This is a genomic window from Mucilaginibacter frigoritolerans (genome assembly GCF_007830615.1).
In the GTDB taxonomy this organism is placed as follows: domain Bacteria; phylum Bacteroidota; class Bacteroidia; order Sphingobacteriales; family Sphingobacteriaceae; genus Mucilaginibacter; species Mucilaginibacter frigoritolerans.
Map to the genome: position 1 here is coordinate 81,615 of NZ_VLLI01000014.1, position 24,305 is coordinate 105,919.

Sequence of the window (24,305 nt, forward strand, 5' to 3'; positions counted from 1 at the left end):
CTGTTAACAAAATCAACATCGAATTAAAAAAATAGAAATGTAACATTGTCGTTATACAATACAATATCGTGGCAAAAAGCAGTTTCAAAGTTCCACAAATGATAAAAATGTCATTTGTGTCCCTATTTTTTAATTATTACATACCCTTTTGAAAGTAGGCAATCCGTTTTTTTGAAGTGTTAAAATTTCATCACTTTATGTTAAACACTTAAAACAATTGAAAATAGCCCCAGATAAACTCAACCAAATCAATATTTAAACAACATTTCTTTATAATCGCAGTGTACTTTATTGCATTATGATTAACAGAAAAAAGGGCTTTCCGCTTATAAGCAGAAAGCCCTTTTTTCAATTAAAAGCCTATTTTTATTTATTTAGACCATTGTACCGAAGCTGAATGAGTTTCGTTTGAATTGGTACCTATCTGAACAATAAATTGCCCCGGCTCCCAATCATATACTAAATCATTATTGTAAAACTTCAGATCGTTTGTGGTAACGTTAAACGACACTTCTTTGCTCTCACCTGGCTGGAGGTTTATTTTCTGATAGTTTTTTAACTCTTTTACGGCACGGCTAACACTTGCAACCGGATCGCTGATATATAATTGCACAACTTCTTCACCTGCAAATTTCCCTGTATTGGTTATTGTTACTGTGGCTTTGAGTGTTTCATTTCCCTTAAGATCAGTTTTGCTCAATTTCACATCGCTATAATTAAAGGTGGTGTAACTTAATCCATAACCAAATGGGTAAAGCGGGTTATTGGAAATATCCAGGTAATCTGATTTGAATTTAGCCGGTCCTTTACCACTAAATGGCCTGCCTGTATTTTTATGATTATAATAAATCGGTATCTGCCCAACACTTAATGGGAATGTAGCTGTTATTTTACCGGCCGGATTATAATTACCAAAAAGCACATCGGCTATAGCATTACCTGCTTCAGTACCCGGAGCCCAAGCATCCAGTATTGCATCTGCATGTTCATTCTCCCATGGTAAGGCTAGTGGCCTGCCATTAAATAATACAATCACTAAAGGTTTTCCTGTTTTTGCAAGAGCTTTTAGCAAATCGCGTTGATTTTCAGGTATAGTGATATCAGAGCGGCTTGAAGACTCTCCCGACATGTTTGCAGACTCTCCTACTACTGCAACAACAACATCAGCTTTTTTAGCTGTTTCTACAGCTTCGTCAATCAATTCCTGTGGTGAACGTTTATCTTTCATCTGGTTTAACCCAAATGGGAATGCACGTGCACCTAATAAAGAATCATCCGTAATATTTGAGCCCTTGGCGTATAAAATATTAACGCTGCTACCTACTACGTTTTTTACACCCTCCATCACACTTACTGATTTTTCAGGATCGCCGGCTATTACCCAGGTACCCAGCATTTCTGAATGATTATTGGCCAGCGGACCTATCAGCGCAATAGTTCCTGATTTTTTAAGTGGCAGGGTTTGCGCTTTATTTTTTAATAATACAAAAGAATGTTCAGCAATTTTACGAGCAAACTGGCGGTTCTCATCTGTTAATACATCCTGCTTTTCCCTATCCGCATTTATTGACTTATTTGCGTTATCAAATAAACCCAGTTTATATTTAGCTTCAAGTACCCGACGGCAGGCAATATCTATTTCCTGCTGGGTTACTTTTCCTTCTTTTAATGATTTTTTAAGCGTAGTTAAAAACCCTTCGCCAACCATATCCATATCAAGGCCTGCTTTTAATGCCAATGCCGATACCGTTTGCAGATCGCCCAACCCATGATTGGTTACTTCATTTACTGCAGTATAATCAGATACTACAAAACCTTTAAAACCCCATTGTTTGCGAAGCAAATCGGTCAGTAACCATTTATTAACGGTTGCGGGCATGCCGTTTATCGTATTAAATGAGCTCATAAAACTACCTGCTCCTGCGTCAAGTGCTGCTTTATAAGGTGGCAGGTAGTCCTGGTACATTTTATTAAGGCTCATATCAACGGTATTATATTCACGGCCGGCTTCTGCACCACCATATAATGCAAAGTGCTTTACGCAAGCCATTACTGCATCGCCATCTTTCATATTATTACCCTGGTAACCTTTAACCATTGCCTTAGCTACCTGCGAACCATACCATGGGTCTTCGCCCGATCCTTCTGAGATACGTCCCCAGCGCGGATCCCGTGCAATATCAACCATTGGCGAGAAAACCCAGTTTAAACCTTCGGCAGTAGCTTCCTTAGCTGCAATATGCGCCGATTCCTGAATTAAAGCCATATCCCAGGTTGCAGAAATGCCTAATGGGATAGGAAATATGGTACGATGACCATGGATAACATCCAACCCGAATATTAATGGAATATGCAAACGCGATTCTTTAACAGCCAGATCTTGTATTTTAGAAACATATTCGGTTCCGTAAACACCAAACACGCCACCAATTTCCCCTTTTTTAATTCGTTCTTCAACGCCATTATTTACCACAGAGCCTGTAATGGGCCGCCCCATGGTTACCAAATTTAACTGACCAATTTTTTCATCAAGCGTCATTTTGCTCATTAAATTGGTAACAAATGCATTCATCTTTGCATCATCGTTCTTTGTTTGTGCCGAAGCATTTAAAAGTGACAATACTAGAATAGAGAGTAATGCGGTTTTAAAAGTTGACAAATAGTTAGTCATATTCTGATAAATTATGATTTTTTAATCTCTGATAAAATAAAGGCAGCGAATAAATTAACAAGCAGTTTCAATGCCTGTTATAATAGAAACTTTAAACTGTTAATAGATAATTGGTTTGGACTATATAAATCAAAGTGTATTATAGACACAATTGTAATATTATAATTTAAATAATCAAAGTATTTTTGTACAATAGCAAAAATGTTAACTGAAAAAGAACTTAAAGAGTATTGTGCAGGTGCCCGCGAAAACTATCTGGCGCATATTTCCATTGATTGCGTGGTGTTTGGTTTTCATGAAGGCCTGATGAAAGTATTGCTTTTGGAAGTAAAAGACGAAGGCGAATGGTACCTGCCCGGAGGTTTTTTGTTAAAAAAAGAACCCATTGAAATGGCGGCAAACCGGATTCTGAAAGAACGCACAGGTTTGGATGAAATATTTTTACAGCAATTTCATGTTTTTGGCGATCCCGACAGGTCAAAGCAACATTTTGATATGTATAAGGACATGATAGCCCCTGAAGAAAACTGGTTCACTAATCGATTTTTAACCATTGGCTACTATGCCCTGGTTGATTTTTGCGAAACGAATCCTGCACCTGATCAATTTGCAGCCAAATGTTCCTGGCGCGATTTAAATGATCTGCCTGAATTAAAGCTAGACCATGCACTGATATTAAAAACTGCGCTGGATACTTTACGGCTTCAGTTAAATTATCAGCCTATTGGCTATAACCTGATGCCTAAGGAGTTTACCATGCCCGAACTGCAGAAATTGTATGAAACTATATTGGATAAAAAATTGGACCGGCGTAATTTCCAGCGCCGGATGCTTGGTTTTAGCATTTTGACCAGATCGGATCAACCACGTAAAGGCGGGGCACATAAAGCACCATATCTTTATTCGTTTGATCTTGAAAATTATAAAGCTGCTTTAACCGAAGGGTTTAAAGGAGGCTGGTAAATAATAAGGTTTAGTTTGTATTATTTGAATTACTTAAAAACAAGTTTTCAATCTTCACTAAGCACATAATAGTTAACAGATAAAAATAAATACCCCTTAATGAAGATTGTACATAAGTTCATTTTATTAATAGGCGCACTCATCTGCAGCTCCGTCAGCTTCGCTCAAAACTCATTACCACTGCCTTCAAATATAAAGGCAACATATACTAACGGAAACAGGACAAGCAGCGGAGAACCAGGAAAAAACTATTGGCAAAACAGTGCAGATTATACTATAAAGGTAAAATTTGATCCTAAAAGCCGCGATCTTAACGGAACAGTATCTATCGATTACATAAATAACAGTCCTGATTCATTAAAAGAGATTCATTTCAATTTATATCCCAATCTGTATAAAAAAGGATCTATCCGTAATATGCCGATAAATGGCGATGACATCACTGATGGTGTTAAAATACAACAGATTAGTATAAACAATCAGCAACAAAGCACAGATCAATGGGCAATTGACGGAACTAACATGATTGTTAAAACACCACTACTACCAAAGCAATCTATACATTTTGATATTACTTATTCGTATACGTTAAATAAAACCTCCCATATCCGTACCGGGCAGGTAGATAGCGGTGCATTTTTTATTGCTTACTTTTTTCCGCGGATAGCTGTATATGATGATATTGACGGATGGAACCGCAATCATTACCAGGGTACACAGGAGTTTTATAATGATTTCAGTCATTTTAATGCAGAAATTACTGTTCCAGGCAATTATGAAGTTTGGGCAACCGGGAATTTAAAAAATGCGAACCAGGTTTACACTCCAAAATATGCCAAACGTTTAAACTCGGCTGCTTTCAGCGATAAGGTAACCAGTATAATTAATGCTGAAGACCTTGCTGAGGGGAATATCACCCAAAATAAAACCAGCAACACCTGGAAGTTTGAAGCGGATAGCGTTACGGATCTTGCTTTCGCCATCAGCAATCATTACTTGTGGAAATCATCAAGTTTAGTGGTTGATCCTAAAACGGGAAGACGTATTAGGGTAGACGCCGTGTTTAACCCCGAACATAAAAGCTATTTTAATGTAATCAATTATGCGCGGAAAACAGTTGAAACCATGAGCTATAGTTTCCCCAAATGGCCCTACCCTTTTCCGCATGAAACCGTTTTTGACGGGCTCGACCAGATGGAATATCCTATGATGGTTAACGATGCTCCTTATGAAAAATCGGACGACGATATAGAACTGACAGATCACGAAATATTTCATTCCATGTTTCCATTTTATATGGGCATTAATGAAACTAAATACGCCTGGATGGATGAAGGCTGGGCCACTATTGGCGAATGGGTGATCAGTCCTATTATCGATCCTAAAATAACAGATCTGTATGCCGTTAATGATTACGAAAATAATGCCGGCAAAGAAGAAGATGCGCCGATTGCAACATTAAGCACCCAGTTAGACGGAATTGCCTATATGACTAATTCATATCCTAAACCTGCTTTGGGCTATCTTTATGTAAGGGATATGCTGGGCGATGAATTATTTACAAAGGCTTTGCATTATTATATTGCTAACTGGCACGGCAAGCATCCTATGCCTTATGACTTTTTCAATTGTATGAACACAGGCGCGGGCGTAAATCTTAACTGGTTTTGGAAAAGCTGGTTCTTCGACTCGGGTGTTCCAGATCAGGCAATCAGCAAGGTAGATATTGATCAAAACAAGTACACCATAACAGTAAGTAATATCGGCACCAAACCGGTACCCGTTGATTTAACTGTTTATTACGATGATAACAGCAGCCAAATTATCCATCAAAGCATTTCCTGTTGGAAAGACGGCAATAAAACGGTAATAATTCCTTTTATTGCTGAAAAGAAAGTTCAAAAATTAGTTTTAGGCAACGGCTATGATCCCGATGTTGATAAGACCAATAATGTTTGGCTTGCACAATAATTAGTAACCATTAATTATTTGAGTGTAGGGCTACGCCATTACCTTCTGTATCAACAAAAAAGGCCATAAAGCCAACCTCGTCGCTTATTTTTGTTTTGGGCATAGTGATCTGGCCGCCTACGGTCTCAATTTTCTCTAATGCAATCTGCAGATCTGGGTTCGCGTTCAGATAAATTTTAGCACCATCTGCGCTGGGCTTATGATAAGGCCCTTGCACCAGGCCTCCGGAAACTTTTCCATTCATATCAAATGGAAAAAAAGCCATTTTCATACCCATCATTTCTGAATCTTCCATTTTGATGTCGAATACTGCTTCATAAAATTTCTTTGCTCTGGCTATATCATTAACAGATATTTCAAACCAGTTTAAAATATTCACTGATGCATCCATATTTTTGTTTTTAGGTTGATTTTATATACCAAAGCTACCATCAATAATTTATAACCATAACGTATAAATACGACAACCTAAGGGGTTGATTGCGACAAACCAATAGTGTAAGTTTGAATAAGCAATAAATCCTTTATTATGAAACATGTATCTATACTGGTTCCAAATAGCCCCTGTATATTAAGCAGTGTAATTGGCGCTTTTAAAGTGTTTAATACAGTAAACAGCACACTCAAAAGACAGAATAAAGAACCTTTTTTTAAAATACAATTGGTTGGACTGAGTAATGAAACATCGTTATATGAAGGTTTGTTTATTGTGCGCCCTGAAGCACTGATTAGTGAAGTGCACCAAACGGACTTAATTGTGATACCGGCCTTTTCAGGAGATATTGAATCATGCCTTCAGTTAAACCAGGCCTACATCCCTTGGATAAAGGAAATGTTTAACCGTGGAGCCGAAATAGCAAGCCTTTGCACGGGCGCCTTTTTGCTGGCATCAACAGGCCTATTAAATGGCCGCAGTTGTTCAACGCACTGGATGGCCGCCGACGCTTTCAGGCAAGCTTTTCCGGATGTAAAACTACAACACGAAAAAATAATTATAGACGAAATGGGTATTTACTCCAGTGGCGGCGCATACTCTTTTCTGAACCTGATGATTTACCTGGTAGAAAAATTTTGCGGACGTGAAATGGCTGTTTATTGTTCAAAAATGCTGGAGATTGAAATAGAAAGAAAAAGCCAGTCGCCGTTTGCCATATTTATTGGCCAAAAAGATCATGAAGATGAGTCTATTAAAAAGGCACAATTATTTATGGAGAACAACGTCAACAACAAAATATCCGTTGATCAGCTGTCTGAAATGTTTGCTATAAGCCGCCGCAATTTCGAACGCAGATTTAAAAAAGCCACCTCCAATACCCCTGTTGAATACCTGCAGCGTGTAAAAATTGAAGCAGCAAAAAAAAGCCTCGAATCAAGTAGAGAAAACATTAATGAGGTGATGTATTCGGTTGGCTATTCAGATAGTAAAGCTTTCAGAACTATATTTAAGAAAATAACAGGGTTATCGCCAGTGAATTATCGGAATAAGTATAATAGGGAAATGACGGGCATTATGTAAGTGTTTAAAAATGAATACATGAACGCCGTGAACACTTAATACTTCCACTTATAATTTTTACCCTCCAATTACCTTTCCTTTTATAAATTGCAGCTTTTAATATCAAAAATATGCACGGAGGCGGTATCATCAGGGTGTTTTTAATTATTGCAGCCATAAGCTTGCTGCTGGACTGGTACGTTTTTAACGGCCTCAGAACCTTTACACTCGATTGGCAATCAACCCGTTGGCGACAAGTAGTAACATTAGGTTATCTCCTAATCTCCATTGGCGTTACTGCGCTCTTTATTTTAGGTTTCGGCAGCTTTAGTACCGCGAAGGGAATGACACCGTTTCATGAATGGGTATTAAGTTTCTTTATTACCTTTTTCGTCACCAAGCTTATATTCGTGCTTATTTTGTTATTGGGCGATATTGGTCGTTTCTTTTATGGTATAGTGAACAACATCATTAAGCCTAAAGACAAAATAATTGAGCCCTTTTTCCCTGCAAGACGTAAATTTATCAGCGAGATAGCCATACTAACCGCTGCTATTCCTTTTACCGGCTTTCTGTATGCCATGTTTAAGGGCAAGTATGATTACAAAGTACACCGTACCACACTATATTTTAATGATTTGCCTGAGGCATTTGACGGTTTTACCATTACCCAGCTTTCTGATATTCATTCCGGTAGTTTTGACAATACCGAAGCCATGCAAAGAGGCATTGATTTGGCGAAAGCTCAAAAAAGCGACCTCTTTGTTTTTACCGGTGATTTGGTGAACAATGCTGCCTGGGAAATTGAACCCTACATCAAAAATTTCGGTCAGCTGAAAGCGCCTTATGGGCAATTTTCTATTTTGGGAAATCATGATTATGGTGATTATATTGAATGGGTCAGTGAAGCCGAAAAAGCAGCCAATCTCGATAAATTAAAACAACACCATAAAGAACTGGGCTACCGTTTATTGCTTGATGAAAATGTAGAAATTGAGAAAAATGGGCAGAAAATATCCCTTATCGGTGTGCAAAATTGGGGCAAGGGCTTTATACAGATTGGCGATTTAGATAAAGCCTTACGCGGTGTAGATAAAGACGCCTTTAAGATCCTCCTGTCGCACGACCCCTCCCACTGGGAAGAAAAAGTACGTTATAACCCGACAACCATCCACTTAACACTTGCAGGTCATACCCATGGAGCGCAATTTGGAGTAGAAGTTGCAGGTTTCAGATGGAGTCCGGTACAATACCGCTATGTGGACTGGGCCGGTCTGGTAAACGAAAAGAACCGATACCTTTACGTAAACCGCGGCTTCGGCTTTTTAGCTTTTTCAGGCCGGTTAGGCATCTGGCCAGAAATTACGGTGATTACTTTAAAGAAGGGAAATGCGAAGGATGATAAATCTGAAATTTAGGTTTGAGGTCTCCAATGCGATTGCCAATGCATTCACGTTAATATCGCTCGCAGAATAGAATCACCCTGTCATTGCTTCGCTCGACATCCCTCTCTACGACAAGTCGTAAAGAGGGAATTAAAAAGAGAAATAAACCCTTTCCCAACCCTCTTTGCCGTTTGCGGGAGAGAGGGCAGATCCAGCGCAGCGTGGATTGGGTCAGTTATTCCCTTTCAACACAAAAACCGCCGAAGGAAAATTCTTATCATCATAAATCTCTTTTAAACCAATAGCTTTGCTGGTACTATCGTACGACATAATTTGCCTGGCATCATTACTATAATTGGGCCACTGCGGCAATGTACCACCATTGGGATTACCGGTTTTTATAAACGCCACCCAAGCTTTATGCATATTGGTTGCCAATTGTTTTTTCACCATATCCGGTGATGAGGCTAAGCCCGGGTTGTTCCAAACAAATTGTAGCTCAGCAGCATGGGCAGCACCCAAATTACTGGCCTTATCATAATTTAAACGGTACATCCAAACGGGTATCCTGTTTTGCACCAATACTTTGGCAAATCTGTAGCTATGCATCTGGTACATATACTGGGTAAGTACTTTCGCCGCGGCATCATACGGGGCATTGGTTTTTAATTCCAGTTGATAGGCTTTATAAACCATTGGGTAATCCTCCCCAAAAAGCGATCTTAAAATTCCGGTATCCGGGTGCTGCAAAGGATCATCACCGGCCATAAACAGTGCCGCTTCAATTTTATTAGTACCAATCAGTGCTTTTATCCGCGGCATATTTTTACCGGCAGCATATTGGTACGGATCGCCTTTTATAATTACCCCATCCGCTACCGGACCGAAAAACGAGTTACCACCAATACCACTGCAGGCAATTCCCTGCGCTTTCATTAATGAATCAGCAGGTAATTTTAATAAGGTTTGTATATCATAACGCCCTTTGCCCATAGCATGCAATACTCTCAATCGCTCGTGCCTGGCTGTAACCGTATCCCTGATGCATTGTACCGAGCCGCTTTCGGCAATATATTGTTGAAACAATCCTTTTGATTTTGGTGAAACCAGTACCGCACTGATCAGTTTTGCCCCTGCCGATTCCCCCATTAGGGTAATCCTGTTTGGGTCGCCGCCAAAGGCTACGATATTATGTTTTATCCAGCTAAGCGCCATTATACAATCAAGCGTGCCATTATTGCCTGATGTGGCATAATCTTTATTTAAATCGCCCAGGTACATAAAACCAAAAACACCCAGGCGGTAATTAATGGTTACAGTAACAATATCATCCTTATCCGCAAAGGCATGGCCGTTTTCGCCTTTTCCCGCCCCTGCTGTCATGCTGCCGCCATGTACCCAAACCAGCACCGCACGTTTTTGATGATCAATTTTGGGTGCATAAATATTGAGCGACAAACAATCTTCAGAGCCAATCACTTTTTTGCCCGCATTTTGAGTAGCTACAGATCCAAATTTCTGTGCAGACAAAGTATCCTTCCAAACCCCGTGTTCAACTGGAGGATTAAAACGTAACGGACCAACAGGTGGCGCAGCATATGGGATACCTTTAAATACAGCAATCCCATCCTCATTTAATCCCTTAATGTACCCCCTATCGGTTTTAACAATAGGGTCAATATTTTGTGCCGATGCCCGGCAAATGAAAACGATTGGAATAAGTAAAAAGGCGGCGGCTATTTTAAAGGATTTGTTCATCATAAAATTTTCAGGCAGCTAAAATTAAGCAATATACATTATAGGTCATGTGATTTTTTAATTACAATGGACATTCATCTTTTTGTAATTTTCGATCATTACAAAAGAACATAATTCATAATTTTTAATTTTATTTTGAATTTAATTCATTTAAATATTAAATTTACAGTATGAATAACGAAACAGAGATTATACTGGATAAAACAGACCTGCATATTTTACGCCTGATGCAGGAAAATGCCCGTATCTCTAATGCTGAGCTGGCCCGCGAACTGGATATGGCACCTTCGGGTATGCTGGAGCGGGTAAAAAAACTCGAACAAAAGAATGTCATTTTGCAATATACCACCCGCATAAACCCCAATGCACTACAGCAAAAAATGCTGGCCTTTATATTTATGAAAGCTGCGGATGGCCCTGGCTGCAATGATACCGCCAAACAGCTGGCAAAAATTCCCGAAGTGCAGGAAGTACATCATATTGCAGGTGATGATTGTTACCTGGTAAAAGTGCGCACCTATGATTCGGCTTCGCTAATGCACCTGATGCGTAATAACTTCACCAAAATACCCAACCTGTTAAGCACACGCACCACTATTGTGCTTGAAACAGTAAAAGAACAACAACAATTGGTTATACCCGAAAAACAATAAAGCCATGACAACATCATCAAAAAGTCCGTCTATTTTATTAGTAGTAATTGCATTTGCTATTGTTTACCTGGTTTGGGGTTCAACCTACTTTTTTATCAGGATAGCCGTACAAGGCGGTTTACCCCCGTTTATATTGGGAGCCATACGGTTCACAACCGCCGGACTTTTATTGATGAGTTGGTGTATAATAAAGGGTGAAAAGATATTTGTAGCTAAAGACATTATTAATGCTGCTGTAACCGGTGCGCTTTTATTATTTGTGGCCAATGGCATTGTGATTTGGACAGAGCAAACACTGCCCAGCGCTATGGTGGCTATTTTGGTATCATCGGCCCCTATCTGGTTCATCCTGCTCGATAAACCTAACTGGGCATTCAATTTCAAACTTAAAAGTACCATTTTCGGTTTGGCAATTGGTTTTGCCGGGGTGATATTGCTTTTTAGCGAACAAATTGGCGATCTGTTTAAGAGCAGTGATACGCACTCAAAATTACCATGGATGTTATTATTGGTACTGGGCACTATTTCATGGTCTGCCGGTTCTTTATATTCCAAACATAAACATCCCTCAGTATCCGCTTCGGTTAGCACAGCATGGCAAATGATTATGGCTGGTTTAATTTATATCCCGGTTAGTTTTTTACATCATGAGTATGATCATTTAAACTGGAACCAGATCCCTGCAAGCAGTTGGGGAGCTTTAATTTACCTGATTATCTTTGGTTCAATAACGGCCTATAGTGCCTATGTATGGTTGTTACAGGTTCGTCCGGCTACGCAGGTAAGTACTTATGCCTATGTTAACCCGGTTATTGCGGTACTATTAGGTGTGGTGTTTGCTGGTGAAAATATTTCCTTTATTCAGTTTACCGGCCTGGCTATCATTTTGGCAAGCGTGTTATTAATTAATCTCGCCAAGTATCGCAAACCAAAGGTAGATGTGGCTGTACTGGCTGAGGTAGAATGAAAAAAATCACCACGCGTCCTTGCTAAGAATGAAGCAATCTCTATACTACGCAGATCAGGGAGCAGAAGCTATTGTTCAATGAAGATATTCCGTTCTGTTGATTGTCCTGTGCAGAGATCGTTTCGTTCCTCACGATGACGGATGGATATAAAACCGCTCTCTCTACACCTCCTTCGGCAAAGACCTTACCGGGCTTTCCCATTTTCCGAATTCGAAATAATCCTCAATATTAATATTGATCTTGCTTCCTTCGGGATATTTTCTTTTGGCGTAATTGGTAGCTCTTAAAATTATACCATCGCGCTCAATAATCAACTCTTCATAAAAACCTTTAAACAAAACCTGTTTAACGGTCCATTTACTGCTAAAGCCTTTAACAATTTTAACATGATCGGCATAAATAACGATGGTTCCCCTTTTTGAATTGATACCACATTTTTTAGCTTCTTCTGATGTTAACTGACTATTGCTGGCTAAAATCTGAGCCGTGTATAGCAACTTAGGCGAATTATAAAGCTCTTCCGGACTTCCATTCTCCACTATTTCGCCTTCCTTTAACACAATCAGTTCATCTGCCATAGATAATATTTCAGCCGGGTCATGCGAAACCAATACAACAGTTACACCCCACTCCTTTACAATATACCTGATATCGTGTTGCAACCCTTCGCGGTAAGTGGCATCAACCTGGTTAAAAGGTTCATCAAGCAATAAAACTTCGGGCTTACTTATTAATGCTTTGGCTATGGTAACACGCTGTTTTTCGCCACCGCTTAATTTGCCAAAGGGCATATCTTTAAGTGGAAAAATATCCAGCATATTTAAGGAATCGGTTATTTTTTTGAGCTCTGTGTCCTTACCCAGTTCGCTGGCTGATAATCCTGACCGTACACTGTCCCAAACAGTAGCATAAAAATCCATGTCCTGGTTGTTTTGAGTAACCAGTCGCATAGCCTCGTGTGCTGGCTGCAATTGCTCCTCACGTTTCAGTATGCGTTCTTCCTTAAAAAAGACCTCTCCCGCATCAGGCTGCAATAAACCATATAATAAATTTAACAAGGTAGTTTTGCCGCTGCCGCTTTCGCCAACAATAGCGGTTATTTTACCTTTTGGTATAAAGATGGTTACATTGTTTACTCCCGAAGATTTATCGCCAAAATAGTTCTTGGTAACCGATATGGTCTCCAGGATCATTTCATTATGCATAGCCCGCTCTTTTTACTTTTTTTGTTAAAAAAATTATCGCCTGCGCTTTTGCAGATGGTAACTAATACGAATCGAAACTATAAAAGTTTATCAATAAAAAGAAATATCCAATTGACACAATTATTATATATTTAGCCACATAAACAAAAAACAACATATGAAACTTGACAAAACGTGGCATCAGCACCATGAAGATACTTTAGGGTTCGGACAACGACTGGCAGATTCAGTAGCCTGTGGAATGGGATCGTGGAGATTTATTATTATCCAAACAGCAATAGTTGTTTTATGGATGATTGCCAATGTTGTTGGCTTTATTTACCATTGGGATGTGTATCCTTATATTTTACTTAACCTGCTCTTTTCAACACAGGCTGCTTATGCTGCACCTATCATTATGATGGCCCAAAATCGCCAAAACGAACGTGACCGCACACAAGCCAATGCCGACTATCAAACCAACCTGGAAGCCAAAAAAGAAATTGAAGAGCTGCTGGAAAAACTGAACTCCATTGAGATTGATAAACTAGATAAAATACTGGCCATTTTGCAAAAAACAGAAGCCAAAGCATAAAGCTAAACAAGTGTTGTAAAACATTTTAACGGTATTTAACTTTTCACTAAACAACAAATCTTTGCTTTTTAGTAGTTTTGCCCACAATGACACATATTGAAGACGCCATAGCCAACGAAGCTGAAGCCGAAATAACCCCGAAAACGCGTAAGCAAAAACTTTGGAATGTAGTTAAAACCATTTTAAAGATTGCCGTAACTTCTGCATTGCTTTATTGGGTTTTTAGTAAAGTACCTTTTAGTGAAGTGAAAAACAGGCTGGTAAATGCCAATTATTATTGGATGTTTGGCGGTGTTGTATTCTATTTCTTCTCTATGGTGGCTTCTTCGTGGCGTCTGCTAAGCTTTTTTAAGTCGATAGATTTGCGCTTAAACCCACGCTTCAATTTCCGCTTATATCTTTTAGGCATATTTTATAATCTCCTGCTTCCGGGTGGCATAGGTGGCGACGGATATAAAATTTACCTGTTGCATAAAAGCTATAATTTCCCAACAAAAAAGGTTTTCATGGCTATTTTGTTCGACAGACTGAGCGGCCTATGGGCTATCGGCTTAATTGTAGTAGCTTTAAGGATATTCATTCCGCTTATTCCAGTAAGCATTCCGTTATTATTAGCGGCATTTGTGGTAGCGTCAGCCATCTACTACATAGTAGTTAAAATGTTCTTTAAAGATTTTACTAAACATTTCTTTAAGGGCCATTTAAAAGCCATTTTAGTGCAATCGTGCCAGGTAATTACGATTATCTGCGTGTTGATGGGGCAGGATTTTCATGGCAAATTTGCACCTTACCTGTTATCATTCCTGCTTTCGGCTCTTGCTGCAGTATTGCCCATATCAGTAGGCGGTGCCGGTATCCGCGAATATATATTTAAAGTATTAGCTGGCTGGTTAAATATGAATGTTGGCCTCGCTGTATTCTTAAGCATTTCATTTTACCTCATCTCGCTTGTAGTAGCCTTATCAGGACTTTATTATGTAATACGTCCAAGCCGTTTGCAGGATGGCTTGCCGGCAGAAAAAATTGATAATTAATCATCATTAAAAACGGAGACACATTAATTGCGTCTCCGTTTTGTCAATTTACTTCTATCCATTTATCAATAATACTGATACACAAAGCATTGCACCATAGTGTATTTATCCTGCCATTCTTTATAAACTTATTTCGTTAATTTTACGTTCTCTTATAAACCAGTTAGTGATTGATTAATGAGCCATTTTAATGATTTCGGTAACCCACAGGTTACTGCATTGCCCGCGCATTTAAAACAATTTATAGTTGAACAACATTACGAGCATTATACCCCGGTTGACCATGCCGTTTGGCGCTACGTAATGCGCCAGAACTATAGTTACCTTAAAGATGTTGCCTATTACCCCTACATCCCCGGTCTGCAAAAAGCTGGATTAACCATCGAAAAAATACCCAGCTTGCAGGAAATGAATGACGCCCTTGCCAAAATAGGTTGGGGGGCAGTTACTGTTGATGGCTTTATTCCTCCTGCTGCTTTTATGGAATACCAGGCTTATCGCGTATTGGTAATTGCTGCAGACATTCGTCAGCTAAAGCATATTGAATACACCCCTGCTCCAGATATTATTCACGAATCGGCTGGGCATGCCCCAATTATTGCAGATAAGGACTATCATGAATACCTGAGTTATTTTGGATCGATAGGTGCCAAAGCCATGTTTTCGGCTCAGGATTTTGAATTATATGAAGCCATAAGGGCACTGTCAATATTAAAAGAAATGCCTGATGCAGATGAAGCCGAAATAAAAAAAGCAGAAGAACTGGTGGCATTCAGACAGGAAAACATAGGCAAACCATCAGAAATGGCCCTGTTAAGCCGTTTACACTGGTGGACAGTGGAGTACGGATTGATAGGAACATTGCAAAACCCTAAAATTTACGGGGCAGGACTGCTCTCTTCTATTGGCGAAAGTGTTAGCTGTATGATGGATAGTGTAAAAAAACTACCCTATACAATTGACGCCATTAACTATACCTACGACATAACGAAAGCGCAGCCTCAACTGTTTGTAACATCAACTTTCCAAAACCTGATTGATGTACTGGAGGAGTTTGCCAATACCATGTCTTTCCGTAAAGGAGGTGTTTATGGCCTGCAAAAGGCTATCGAAAGCAAAAATACGTGTACAGCTGTTTTCAGTTCGGGTTTGCAAGTATCGGGCACGTTTACCGAATTTATAAATGGCAAGCATGATCAGCCGGCTTTTATTAAAACCAGCGGGCCTACTTCCCTTTCGGTGGATAACAAACAATTAAGTAGTCATGGAAAAGATTACCATCAGGATGGATTCAGTTCGCCGGTTGGTAAACTGAAAGATCATGCCCTACCGCTGGAAGATTTGCCTGTTGAAGATTTAGCCTATTTCGGCATAGCTGAAGGTAAAGAAACTAATTTATCCTTCGAAAGCGGTATCACCATTAACGGTACCATAACAAAAATACACACAGCCAATGGCAAAACTCAGCTAATTACCTTTGAGCATTGTACTGTAAAAAATAAAAATGGTGAAGTATTGTTTGATCCTGCCTGGGGTGTTTACGATATGGCCGTAGGCGAAAAGATCGTATCTGTTTTTTGCGGAGCAGCCGATAAAGATGCCTTTGTAGAGATAGCCTATAAATCAAATACAGAAACACATCACCAGGTTTATGATAAAAATACAATTGAACTGCATCAGCTTTATCAGCAGGTACGTAACCGCCGGCATGCAGGTGGTGATTTTGGCTTTTTAGGCAATGTATGGCTCCGCCTTCAAAAAAACCATTACAACGACTGGCTTTGCGCGCTGGAAATATTGGAAATACTGGAGCATGAAGAAGTTGAAGCCAGCGTGGCCGCAGAAATAAAAACCTTTCTTGAACTAAAAGCATCAAACGAACCTGAACTAAAAAAACTGATAACTGATGGATTTTATCTAATAAAGTATCCTGTTGAGCAAAAATTGGTAGTTTAGTAGCATGAACATCATTATTACAGGAGCCAGCAGCGGTGTCGGGTTTGAAGCTGCACTCGAATTAATATTAAGCGGAAAACACAAGGTAATTGCCCTATCGCGCTCACAAGAAAAACTGCAAAGGCTATTGGAAATTGCACATGGCCTAAACCCACAAGCTGAAATCTATGCCCTTGCCTTCGATATTGTACATGATGACTATGCAGGCTTACAACAATTTATAGGCAGCAATTTTGATAACCGCGTTGATGTACTGATCAATAATGCCGGTGTACTCATTAACAAACCGTTTGCACAACTACAGGAGCTGGATTTTGTGGAGATGCTGCAAAGCAATTTTATTGGCCATGTTCGGATTATACAATCTGTACTGCACTTGATGTCAAAAGGCTCTCATATTGTAAATATTGGCAGCATGGGTGGCTTTCAGGGAAGCGCTAAATTTCTGGGTTTAGCTGCTTATTCAGCAAGTAAATCAGCATTGCATACCTTAACAGAGTGTTTGGCAATGGAACTTGCGGAACAGGAAATAAAAGTTAATTGTTTAGCTTTGGGTTCTGCACAAACAGAGATGCTCGAAAAAGCATTCCCCGGTTATGAATCGCCGGTAATGGCTTTCGAAATGGGGAAATACATTGCTGACTTTTCTATAACAGGGCATCGCTTTTTTAATGGCAAGGTTTTGCCTGTGGCTGTAAGTACTCCTTAGAGGAATTATATTTGCTTTAATAAATACTTTTTCTTTAATTTTATATATCGTCACATACACTGCCAATTATTCTGTTTATTAAAAAAAATGGATGCTAAGCTTTCTTTTCTTCTTGACAAATCGAACGATTTTTTTTGTGTCATGGACAGAAAAGGAATAATAAAACGAACTAATGCTTCTTTCAGAAAAGCTATTGGATATTCGGAAGCAGAAATCACCGGCAAACCTATAAGCGTTATTTCTCACTCGGCTGATATTAGAAGGCACGATGAACTACTGAAGACATTATTGCACAAAAAAGAAGTTTCGGATTATGAAAGTCGCCTAAAAGCTATTGATGGTATTTATTATAATATCAAATGGTCACTGGTGTACGACTCAAATATCGATCTGGTGTATGCCAGCGGCATCAATTTAACCAATAAATTAAACGGCACTGATAAAAGCTTATCCGACAGTATCCAGCACATTATTCAAAGTTTTAACGAGGGCTTTTTTATTATTGATGCCAATTGGCAGATAACCGCATTTAATCCGGCTTTTCAGGCTATTACCGGCTTAAAAACCAAACAGCTTAAAAAAATCAATTTCAAAGAATTACATAGTTTAGGTATAACCGACAAAATTATGAAAGAATTTGAAAATGCTTTTAACGGTAATATTTCAAGTCAGTTTCAATACCTAAACAATTATACTAAAAGGTGGCTACGTGTTAATGTATACCCATATAAAAATGAAGTAATGATTTTTGTGAGGGATATTACCTCTATGAAAATACAGCAACTTATACTCGCCCTCGAAAAAAACATTCTGGAGTTAAATGCATCAGCCTTATATTCCTTTCCCCAAACTATAAATGAATTATTAAAAGGCATTGAAGAAATATATCCGGAAATGATTTGCTCGGTGCTGGAAGCAGACGATGCCAACGAACGACTATATCACCTGGCCGCTCCACGCCTGCACAAAGAATATTGCGATGCCATAAACGGAACCGACATTGGCCCTAAAGCCGGTTCATGCGGAACTTCAGCATATCATCGCTCACAGGTAATTGTAAGTAATGTAGAAACGGATCCATTATGGGATGATTTCCGGGACATTATTAGACCTTTTGGGCTTAAAGCTTGTTGGTCTACCCCTATAATCAGTGCAAATAACTACAAAGTACTGGCTACTTTTGCTGTTTATTATACCACTACCCGCGAACCAAAGCCTGACGAACTACAAATGATTGAACGGACATCCAATATTTTAAGGGTGTTAATGGAGAATAAAAAAAACCAGGATCATATCATCGATCAAAATAAAAGACTTCAGGAAATTGCTACCATCAGCTCGCATGAAATCAGAAGGCCGGTAGCTACCATTTTAGGACTGGTTAACTTATTTGATCATGATTACATCAATAATTCCATGAATAAAGAAATCCTGGCTCACTTAGATAGTACCGCAAAAGAGCTTGATAGTGTAATTCATACCATCGTTGAAAAAACAATCTTCCTAAACTCCGGATCTTAATTACTGGTGTATATAAATAGAAGAGCGATCTTAAAAAACAGACCGCTCCTTTTCAAGAATATCACTTCGCTATTAATTCAAGTTGCTTTTTAACTATTTCCGATTTCCCGTCACTGATATCATAATCAAAATTCCCCATTGAGGTATTTATTCTGATAACAGCTATTTTATTATTCTTCAATTGATCGATATCCCCGCCGTTTAATGAGTAATAAAAATAAGCCGCTGTAAAAATTGGTGTAGCATCATAATGTATGGATGAATGATCCTCAAATGCGGCATCCAGTTCAATCAGTTTACCGTCGGCAAACTTTATAATAGCCTTATCACCTGCACTTACATAAAAATCCCATTCCACAAACCCTTCTCTCAGATGAAAACACAGATAAATACCTTTGCCTTTCATAATGCTACATCCTATAAGATGGGTTGATAGGCTTAATTTACTTTGCATAGGCTCTTCTTTCGTCTCCAGAGTGGTATCGCCGGTAATTTTATCAATTACCGGCTTTTGAAGCTTTTGCGCACCGGCATTAAAGGCCAGCAGCATTGCAGCCACCATAAAAATGTACTTTTTCATAAACTGAATAAGGTTTAGGTTATTTCAATTTCATAAACTCATTAACCACCACTTCGCTTACATAGCGCTTGTTGCCATCTTTATCAGTGTAGCTTCTGTTTGATAGTTTACCTTCAATAGCTACTTCATCGCCTTTTTTAAGATAATCGCCAGCAAGTTTTGCCTGTGTGCCCCAAAGCACCAGGTTATGCCATTGTGTTTCGGTTACTTTTTCGCCCTTATCATTTTTATAGCTTTCATTAGTGGCAATTGAAAAGCGCGCTAATTTTCTGTTATTGTCAAAGCTTTTTACTTCCGGGTCCATACCTAAATTGCCTACCAGGCGTACGCTGTTTTTTAATGAGTTCATGTGCTAAATTTAAAATTTCGTATTGTTAAATGATTGATACAAAGTTGCAGGCTCCCCAAAGATTTATCCGGTTAATACCCATTTACAGTCGACAATATCTATTTGCAATCGTTTGCAAGCGGATAATATTTTATGTACCTTTAGAGCATGAGCGAAGAAAGAGGTTGTCTTGATTGCGGAACTATACTACATGGCCGGGCCGATAAAAAGTTTTGTAATGACCTGTGCCGCAACAATTACAACAATCAGCTAAACAGTAACAGCTATAACCTGATAAGGAATATCAATAATATACTGAAACGTAACAGGCGTATTCTAGAAGAATTAAACCCTACTGGCAAGACAAAAACAACCCGTAAAAAATTAACAGCTAAGGGATTTGACTTTGAATACCACACCCGCAGCTATCAAACCCAAAATGGCAAAACCTACCACTTTTGCTATGAGTACGGCTACCTGCCCCTTGATGGCGATGAGTTTTTGCTGGTTAAAAGAGAGGAATAAGCAGGCTATTATCCAGTATCATTTCAAAATAAAAATCCGAAATCGAACATTCGAAATCCGAAATCCCCACGAAAAGTCATCCTAAAACAACAAATCTGAAATCCAAATTCTGAAATCCGAAATAACATTATCTTTGCGCCCATAATGATTATCCAACAATTTTACGATAAGGGTTTGGCCCATGGTTCATATGCTGTTATCAGAACAGGCAAAATGATAGTGATTGACCCGGCACGCGATCCGCAACCCTACTATGACTTTGCTAAACAGCATAATGCTGATATTGTTGGGGTAATTGAGACCCATCCGCATGCAGATTTTGTAAGCTCACACCTGGAGATACATCAAACAACTGATGCGGTTATTTATGTAAGCAAACTTACCGGTGCCGAATACCCGCACGAAAGTTTTGATGATGGTGATATCATTAAACTAAACGACATAAAATTAAAAGCCATTAACACCCCAGGGCACTCTCCTGATTCTATCTGTATTTTGGCAGAAGATGAAAATGGCAAAGAGCAGGCCCTGTTTAGTGGTGATACTTTATTTGTTGGCGATGTTGGTAGGCCCGATCTGCGCGAAAATGTAGGCAATACCACTGCAAAAAAAGAAGAACTTGCCCGCCAGATGTACCATTCTACCCGCGATAAGCTGATGAAGTTACCTCATAATGTGGTGGTTTACCCAGCGCACGGACCAGGCTCATTATGCGGAAAAAACATGAGTCCTGACCTGCAAAGCACTATAGGCCGCGAACTACGCGAAAATTATGCCCTGCAATTAATGGATGAATTGCAGTTTATTAAAACACTAACTTCCGATCAGCCATTTGTGCCTAAATATTTCACTGCCGATGTGGAACTCAATAAAAAAGGGGCTCCTTCATTTAAAGAAAGCGTTGCCGCTGTTTTAAAGATAGACCGTAACAGTGTTTTGGATGAAAACATTCTGGTAATTGACACCAGGCCAATGGAGCAGTTTAGAAGCGGACATGTAAAAGGCGCCATTAACTTACAGGATGGTGGTAAATTCGAAACCTGGCTGGGATCAATTGTTAGCCCTACAGAATTGTTTTATTTAATTGGAAACACAGATACCGATCTGGATACAGCCATTTATAAAGCTGCCAAAATTGGCTATGAGCAAAACATTAAAGGTGCCTTGTTAGTTCCGGATAACGCTACAGAAAAAGCACCCGAATTGGATATAAATACCTTTACAACACAATCAGAAAATTATACGGTAGTTGATGTACGTAATACAAACGAAACGGAAAGTAACTTAATATTCAACCACGCCGATACCATACCATTACCCGAATTACGCGAACGTATAGGCGAGATTCCAACCGATAAACCCATAGTGGTGCATTGTGCTGCCGGGTATCGCTCAGCCGCTGCGGCAAGTATTATAGCAGCCGCGATAAATAATGTTCCGGTTTTTGATTTGAGCGAAACAATTGTTGATATTCAAAATAAAACGTTGCAGGTTATAGGTTAAGTTAATAAAGCACGTTTCACAATGAACCATGAACCAACGAATGACCTGAGAATTGTGGAAACTGCAGATGGGTCAAACACCATTTATAACCCGCAGGTAGGCGAAAACTATCATTCAAAGCATGGGGCATTGCAAGAAAGCAAACATGTGTTTGTAAGCGCTGGCCTTGACTATTATTTACATAGTGAAACAGGATCAAAAGAAACAAATGCTTCCATTTTAGAAGTAGGTTTTGGCACAGGTTTAAATTTTTTGTTAAGCGCTGATTTTTGTATCGATCAAAAAGTCAAACTCGATTATACCGGTATTGAAGCCTATCCCCTAAGCGCTGAAATGATTGGCCAAACCGGCTATGATCAATACATTTCTTCAGAAACATGGCAATCTTTTCTTCATCAATATTCAAAAAGCTTAACAGGCCCGGTTGCCATCACCCCTACATGCCAGCTGCAAGTAGCTCATTGCAAACTATTGGATTTTCAATCAGATAAACTATATGATGTAATTTATTTTGATGCTTTTGCAGCCATTCATCAACCCGAAATGTGGGATGAAACAGCTATAGCACATACTGTACAGTTTTTAAAACCGGGCGGCGTATTTGTAACTTATGCCATTACCGGGAACCTTAAACGGTCTTTAAAAGCTTTAGGCTGTAAGGTAGAAAAAACGCCTGGTGCACCAGGAAAGCGGGAAATGTTACGCGCAACTGCCAATTTCATTTGATTTGCGTGATTGTATTTATTTTTCAACCACAAAATTTCCATGTGCAAGCTCCCGATCATTATTAATGCTTTAAATACTGGTTAGGCACATTTGGTGGGGTGTAATCAATACCGTAAGCATGCTTGATAAGTTTGGCTACCACCTTGGTTACTGCATCTTCATCACGATGCATCTGGGGAAGAGATCCCATCATTGCATAGGAAATTGGATTTACAGCCGGAATAAATGTTTCCCACTCATATCCTTTTCCCCATATCAGCCCCTTAACGGTAATTTTTAGATCAGCTGAATTTTCAAGTAAAAAATCAAGCATATCTGCCGAGTTATTATTATTTTGGTTAACGGTATGGAAAATTGGGGTATGGCCGCCAAATCCATAATCATCAAAGGCTGCCCTAGCATTAATGTCGGCTCCATGCTTTAGTAAAACCCTTGCACAGGCAACAGAATTATATTCCGCGCAAAAATGCATTAAAGTTCCGCCCGTTAACGGTGTATAGGTATTATTATATAACTGATAGATTTTATGTTTAATATCAGGCGTTTGTTTAATTATTGATTCAAACTTAACAGCATCATCAATTAATACATACAAAAGAGCTTTATCTTCAAACTGTAAACCGGCATCAATAAAAGCTTTCACACAGTCCTTAAAACGGGATGTGCGGGTGTACATTTCAACTATTGTGGTGAAAAGCGGTGTTCCATCGGGTAAAATATCATCAGGTGTTCCACCATCAGCAAAATATTTCTGTATCCCTTCAACCGAATGTACCTCAACCGCATAAATAACATCATTATAGGCTCGCATTGTTTTAATAAATTGATGATAAATAAAGTTAAATAAAGATATTGACATACTTTATTTCTGGTTTCAGGATACTTTCCGACTCTCATACTTAAATCCTATTTTTACATCAAATATTTTTTATGGCATTAATACCACCATCAACTGCGGTAACACCCGAAAGTGCTTTTACCAGGCTGCTTACCATTATGGACGACCTGCGTTTAAATTGCCCATGGGACAAAAAACAAACACTCGAAAGTCTGCGCCATTTAACCATTGAGGAGACTTATGAGCTATCGGATGCCATTTTAAGTGCAGACATGCCCGAAATAAAAAAGGAATTGGGCGATATCATGCTTCATCTGGTATTTTATGCCCGTATTGCGTCAGAAACAAATGATTTTAATATTACCGATGTTTTAAACAGCATTTGCGATAAACTGGTAAACCGACATCCGCATATTTATGGTGATGTTGATGTACAGAATGAAGATGATGTAAAACGCAACTGGGAACAGATAAAACTTAAAGAAGGCAATAAATCAGTATTAGGCGGGGTTCCATTATCATTACCAGCTTTGGTAAAAGCATCCCGGATACAAGAAAAGGCGCGTGGTGTAGGATTTGACTGGGAAGAGAAAAAACAAGTTTGGGCAAAGGTAGAAGAAGAACTGCAAGAGTTTAAAAATGAATTTAATGCTGAAGATGAAAGCACTATTGATCATGAAAAAGCAGAAGGCGAATTTGGCGATCTGTTGTTCTCATTAATAAATTATGCCCGCTTTATCAATATAAACCCCGAGGATGCTTTGGAAAAAACTAACCGTAAGTTTATTAAGCGTTTTCAGTATCTGGAAACCAAGGCAAAAGAAAACGGAAAGCAGTTACATGATATGAGTTTGGCCGAAATGGATATTTTTTGGGAAGAAGCTAAAAAAATATAAAATATGCTGATATATTGTAGCGTTATTAAGAAAACCTACGTAAACC

At 39.0% G+C, this 24,305-nt stretch carries 22 protein-coding genes; 15 read left to right on the plus strand and 7 right to left on the minus strand.

Translation table 11 applies throughout. The features are described 5' to 3' along the window. Positions 1–370: 370 nt before the first annotated feature. Positions 371–2,671 (minus strand): beta-glucosidase BglX, encoded by a 2,301-nt coding sequence (gene bglX / locus JN11_RS20525; protein ID WP_144915632.1) that lies wholly within the window; start codon positions 2,669–2,671, stop codon positions 371–373. Positions 2,672–2,872: 201 nt separating this feature from the next. On the opposite strand from bglX, the gene JN11_RS20530 reads away from it, so the two are divergent. Next, positions 2,873–3,634 (plus strand): NUDIX hydrolase, encoded by a 762-nt coding sequence (locus tag JN11_RS20530; RefSeq protein ID WP_144915633.1) that lies wholly within the window; start codon positions 2,873–2,875, stop codon positions 3,632–3,634. 99 nt (positions 3,635–3,733) lie between these two features. Beyond that, positions 3,734–5,605: a M1 family metallopeptidase gene (locus tag JN11_RS20535; RefSeq protein WP_144915635.1), complete on the plus strand. Its 1,872-nt coding sequence runs from the start codon at positions 3,734–3,736 to the stop codon at positions 5,603–5,605. Between the two features lie 10 nt (positions 5,606–5,615). Here the strand turns inward: JN11_RS20535 and JN11_RS20540 are convergent, their stop codons facing one another. Further along, positions 5,616–5,996, minus strand: coding sequence for a VOC family protein (locus tag JN11_RS20540; RefSeq protein ID WP_144915637.1), 381 nt, complete (start codon positions 5,994–5,996; stop codon positions 5,616–5,618). A 138-nt stretch (positions 5,997–6,134) separates the two neighbouring features. Here JN11_RS20540 and JN11_RS20545 point away from each other — a divergent pair, with 138 nt between their 5' ends. Together JN11_RS20545 and JN11_RS20550 are read left to right on the plus strand one after the other, a co-directional pair. Then, positions 6,135–7,121, plus strand: a complete 987-nt coding sequence (locus JN11_RS20545; protein ID WP_144915638.1) for a GlxA family transcriptional regulator — start codon at positions 6,135–6,137, stop codon at positions 7,119–7,121. A 110-nt stretch (positions 7,122–7,231) separates the two neighbouring features. Further along, on the plus strand, positions 7,232–8,518 hold the full coding sequence (locus tag JN11_RS20550; protein WP_144915640.1) for a metallophosphoesterase: 1,287 nt from the start codon (positions 7,232–7,234) through the stop codon (positions 8,516–8,518). Positions 8,519–8,716: 198 nt separating this feature from the next. On the opposite strand, the gene JN11_RS20555 is transcribed toward JN11_RS20550, so the two are convergent. Beyond that, the gene (locus JN11_RS20555; RefSeq protein ID WP_144915642.1) at positions 8,717–10,246 is read right to left on the minus strand and encodes a carboxylesterase/lipase family protein; all 1,530 of its coding nucleotides are present in this window, start codon (positions 10,244–10,246) and stop codon (positions 8,717–8,719) included. Positions 10,247–10,413: 167 nt separating this feature from the next. Here JN11_RS20555 and JN11_RS20560 point away from each other — a divergent pair, with 167 nt between their 5' ends. Further along, positions 10,414–10,896, plus strand: coding sequence for an Lrp/AsnC family transcriptional regulator (locus tag JN11_RS20560; RefSeq protein ID WP_144915643.1), 483 nt, complete (start codon positions 10,414–10,416; stop codon positions 10,894–10,896). A 4-nt stretch (positions 10,897–10,900) separates the two neighbouring features. Further along, a complete protein-coding gene (locus JN11_RS20565) occupies positions 10,901–11,863 on the plus strand; it encodes an EamA family transporter (RefSeq protein ID WP_144915645.1) in 963 nt (320 codons plus the stop codon). Between the two features lie 162 nt (positions 11,864–12,025). On the opposite strand, the gene JN11_RS20570 is transcribed toward JN11_RS20565, so the two are convergent. Beyond that, the gene (locus tag JN11_RS20570) at positions 12,026–13,069 is read right to left on the minus strand and encodes an ATP-binding cassette domain-containing protein (protein ID WP_144915646.1); all 1,044 of its coding nucleotides are present in this window, start codon (positions 13,067–13,069) and stop codon (positions 12,026–12,028) included. A 157-nt stretch (positions 13,070–13,226) separates the two neighbouring features. Between JN11_RS20570 and JN11_RS20575 the strand changes: the two genes are divergently transcribed. From JN11_RS20575 to JN11_RS20595, 5 genes are all read left to right on the plus strand, one after another. Further along, positions 13,227–13,643, plus strand: coding sequence for a DUF1003 domain-containing protein (locus JN11_RS20575; RefSeq protein ID WP_144915648.1), 417 nt, complete (start codon positions 13,227–13,229; stop codon positions 13,641–13,643). Between the two features lie 86 nt (positions 13,644–13,729). Further along, positions 13,730–14,677 carry a lysylphosphatidylglycerol synthase transmembrane domain-containing protein gene (locus tag JN11_RS20580; protein WP_144915649.1) on the plus strand — a complete coding sequence of 316 codons (948 nt, stop codon included), beginning with the start codon at positions 13,730–13,732 and terminating at the stop codon, positions 14,675–14,677. Between the two features lie 177 nt (positions 14,678–14,854). Then, positions 14,855–16,633, plus strand: a complete 1,779-nt coding sequence (locus JN11_RS20585) for an aromatic amino acid hydroxylase (protein WP_144915651.1) — start codon at positions 14,855–14,857, stop codon at positions 16,631–16,633. A 4-nt stretch (positions 16,634–16,637) separates the two neighbouring features. After that, positions 16,638–17,342 (plus strand): SDR family NAD(P)-dependent oxidoreductase, encoded by a 705-nt coding sequence (locus tag JN11_RS20590; protein WP_144915652.1) that lies wholly within the window; start codon positions 16,638–16,640, stop codon positions 17,340–17,342. Positions 17,343–17,429: 87 nt separating this feature from the next. Continuing rightward, entirely contained in the window at positions 17,430–18,863 is a 1,434-nt protein-coding gene (locus tag JN11_RS20595) for a PAS domain S-box protein (RefSeq protein WP_144915654.1), read from the plus strand. A 61-nt stretch (positions 18,864–18,924) separates the two neighbouring features. Here the strand turns inward: JN11_RS20595 and JN11_RS20600 are convergent, their stop codons facing one another. Together JN11_RS20600 and JN11_RS20605 are read right to left on the minus strand one after the other, a co-directional pair. Then, entirely contained in the window at positions 18,925–19,443 is a 519-nt protein-coding gene (locus JN11_RS20600; RefSeq protein WP_144915656.1) for a hypothetical protein, read from the minus strand. Positions 19,444–19,462: 19 nt separating this feature from the next. Further along, a complete protein-coding gene (locus JN11_RS20605) occupies positions 19,463–19,792 on the minus strand; it encodes a single-stranded DNA-binding protein (RefSeq protein WP_144915657.1) in 330 nt (109 codons plus the stop codon). Between the two features lie 147 nt (positions 19,793–19,939). Here JN11_RS20605 and JN11_RS20610 point away from each other — a divergent pair, with 147 nt between their 5' ends. The 3 genes from JN11_RS20610 to mnmD all read left to right on the plus strand — a co-directional run bounded on the left by JN11_RS20610 (position 19,940) and on the right by mnmD (position 22,525). After that, positions 19,940–20,296 (plus strand): hypothetical protein, encoded by a 357-nt coding sequence (locus JN11_RS20610; RefSeq protein WP_144915659.1) that lies wholly within the window; start codon positions 19,940–19,942, stop codon positions 20,294–20,296. Positions 20,297–20,440: 144 nt separating this feature from the next. After that, positions 20,441–21,799 carry an MBL fold metallo-hydrolase gene (locus tag JN11_RS20615; protein WP_144915660.1) on the plus strand — a complete coding sequence of 453 codons (1,359 nt, stop codon included), beginning with the start codon at positions 20,441–20,443 and terminating at the stop codon, positions 21,797–21,799. A 21-nt stretch (positions 21,800–21,820) separates the two neighbouring features. Next, entirely contained in the window at positions 21,821–22,525 is a 705-nt protein-coding gene (mnmD, locus tag JN11_RS20620; RefSeq protein WP_211360867.1) for a tRNA (5-methylaminomethyl-2-thiouridine)(34)-methyltransferase MnmD, read from the plus strand. A gap of 61 nt (positions 22,526–22,586) precedes the next feature. Here the strand turns inward: mnmD and JN11_RS20625 are convergent, their stop codons facing one another. Beyond that, the gene (locus JN11_RS20625) at positions 22,587–23,384 is read right to left on the minus strand and encodes an ankyrin repeat domain-containing protein (RefSeq protein ID WP_246139064.1); all 798 of its coding nucleotides are present in this window, start codon (positions 23,382–23,384) and stop codon (positions 22,587–22,589) included. A 71-nt stretch (positions 23,385–23,455) separates the two neighbouring features. On the opposite strand from JN11_RS20625, the gene mazG reads away from it, so the two are divergent. Then, positions 23,456–24,259 carry a nucleoside triphosphate pyrophosphohydrolase gene (gene mazG / locus JN11_RS20630; RefSeq protein WP_144915664.1) on the plus strand — a complete coding sequence of 268 codons (804 nt, stop codon included), beginning with the start codon at positions 23,456–23,458 and terminating at the stop codon, positions 24,257–24,259. Positions 24,260–24,305: the final 46 nt, after the last annotated feature.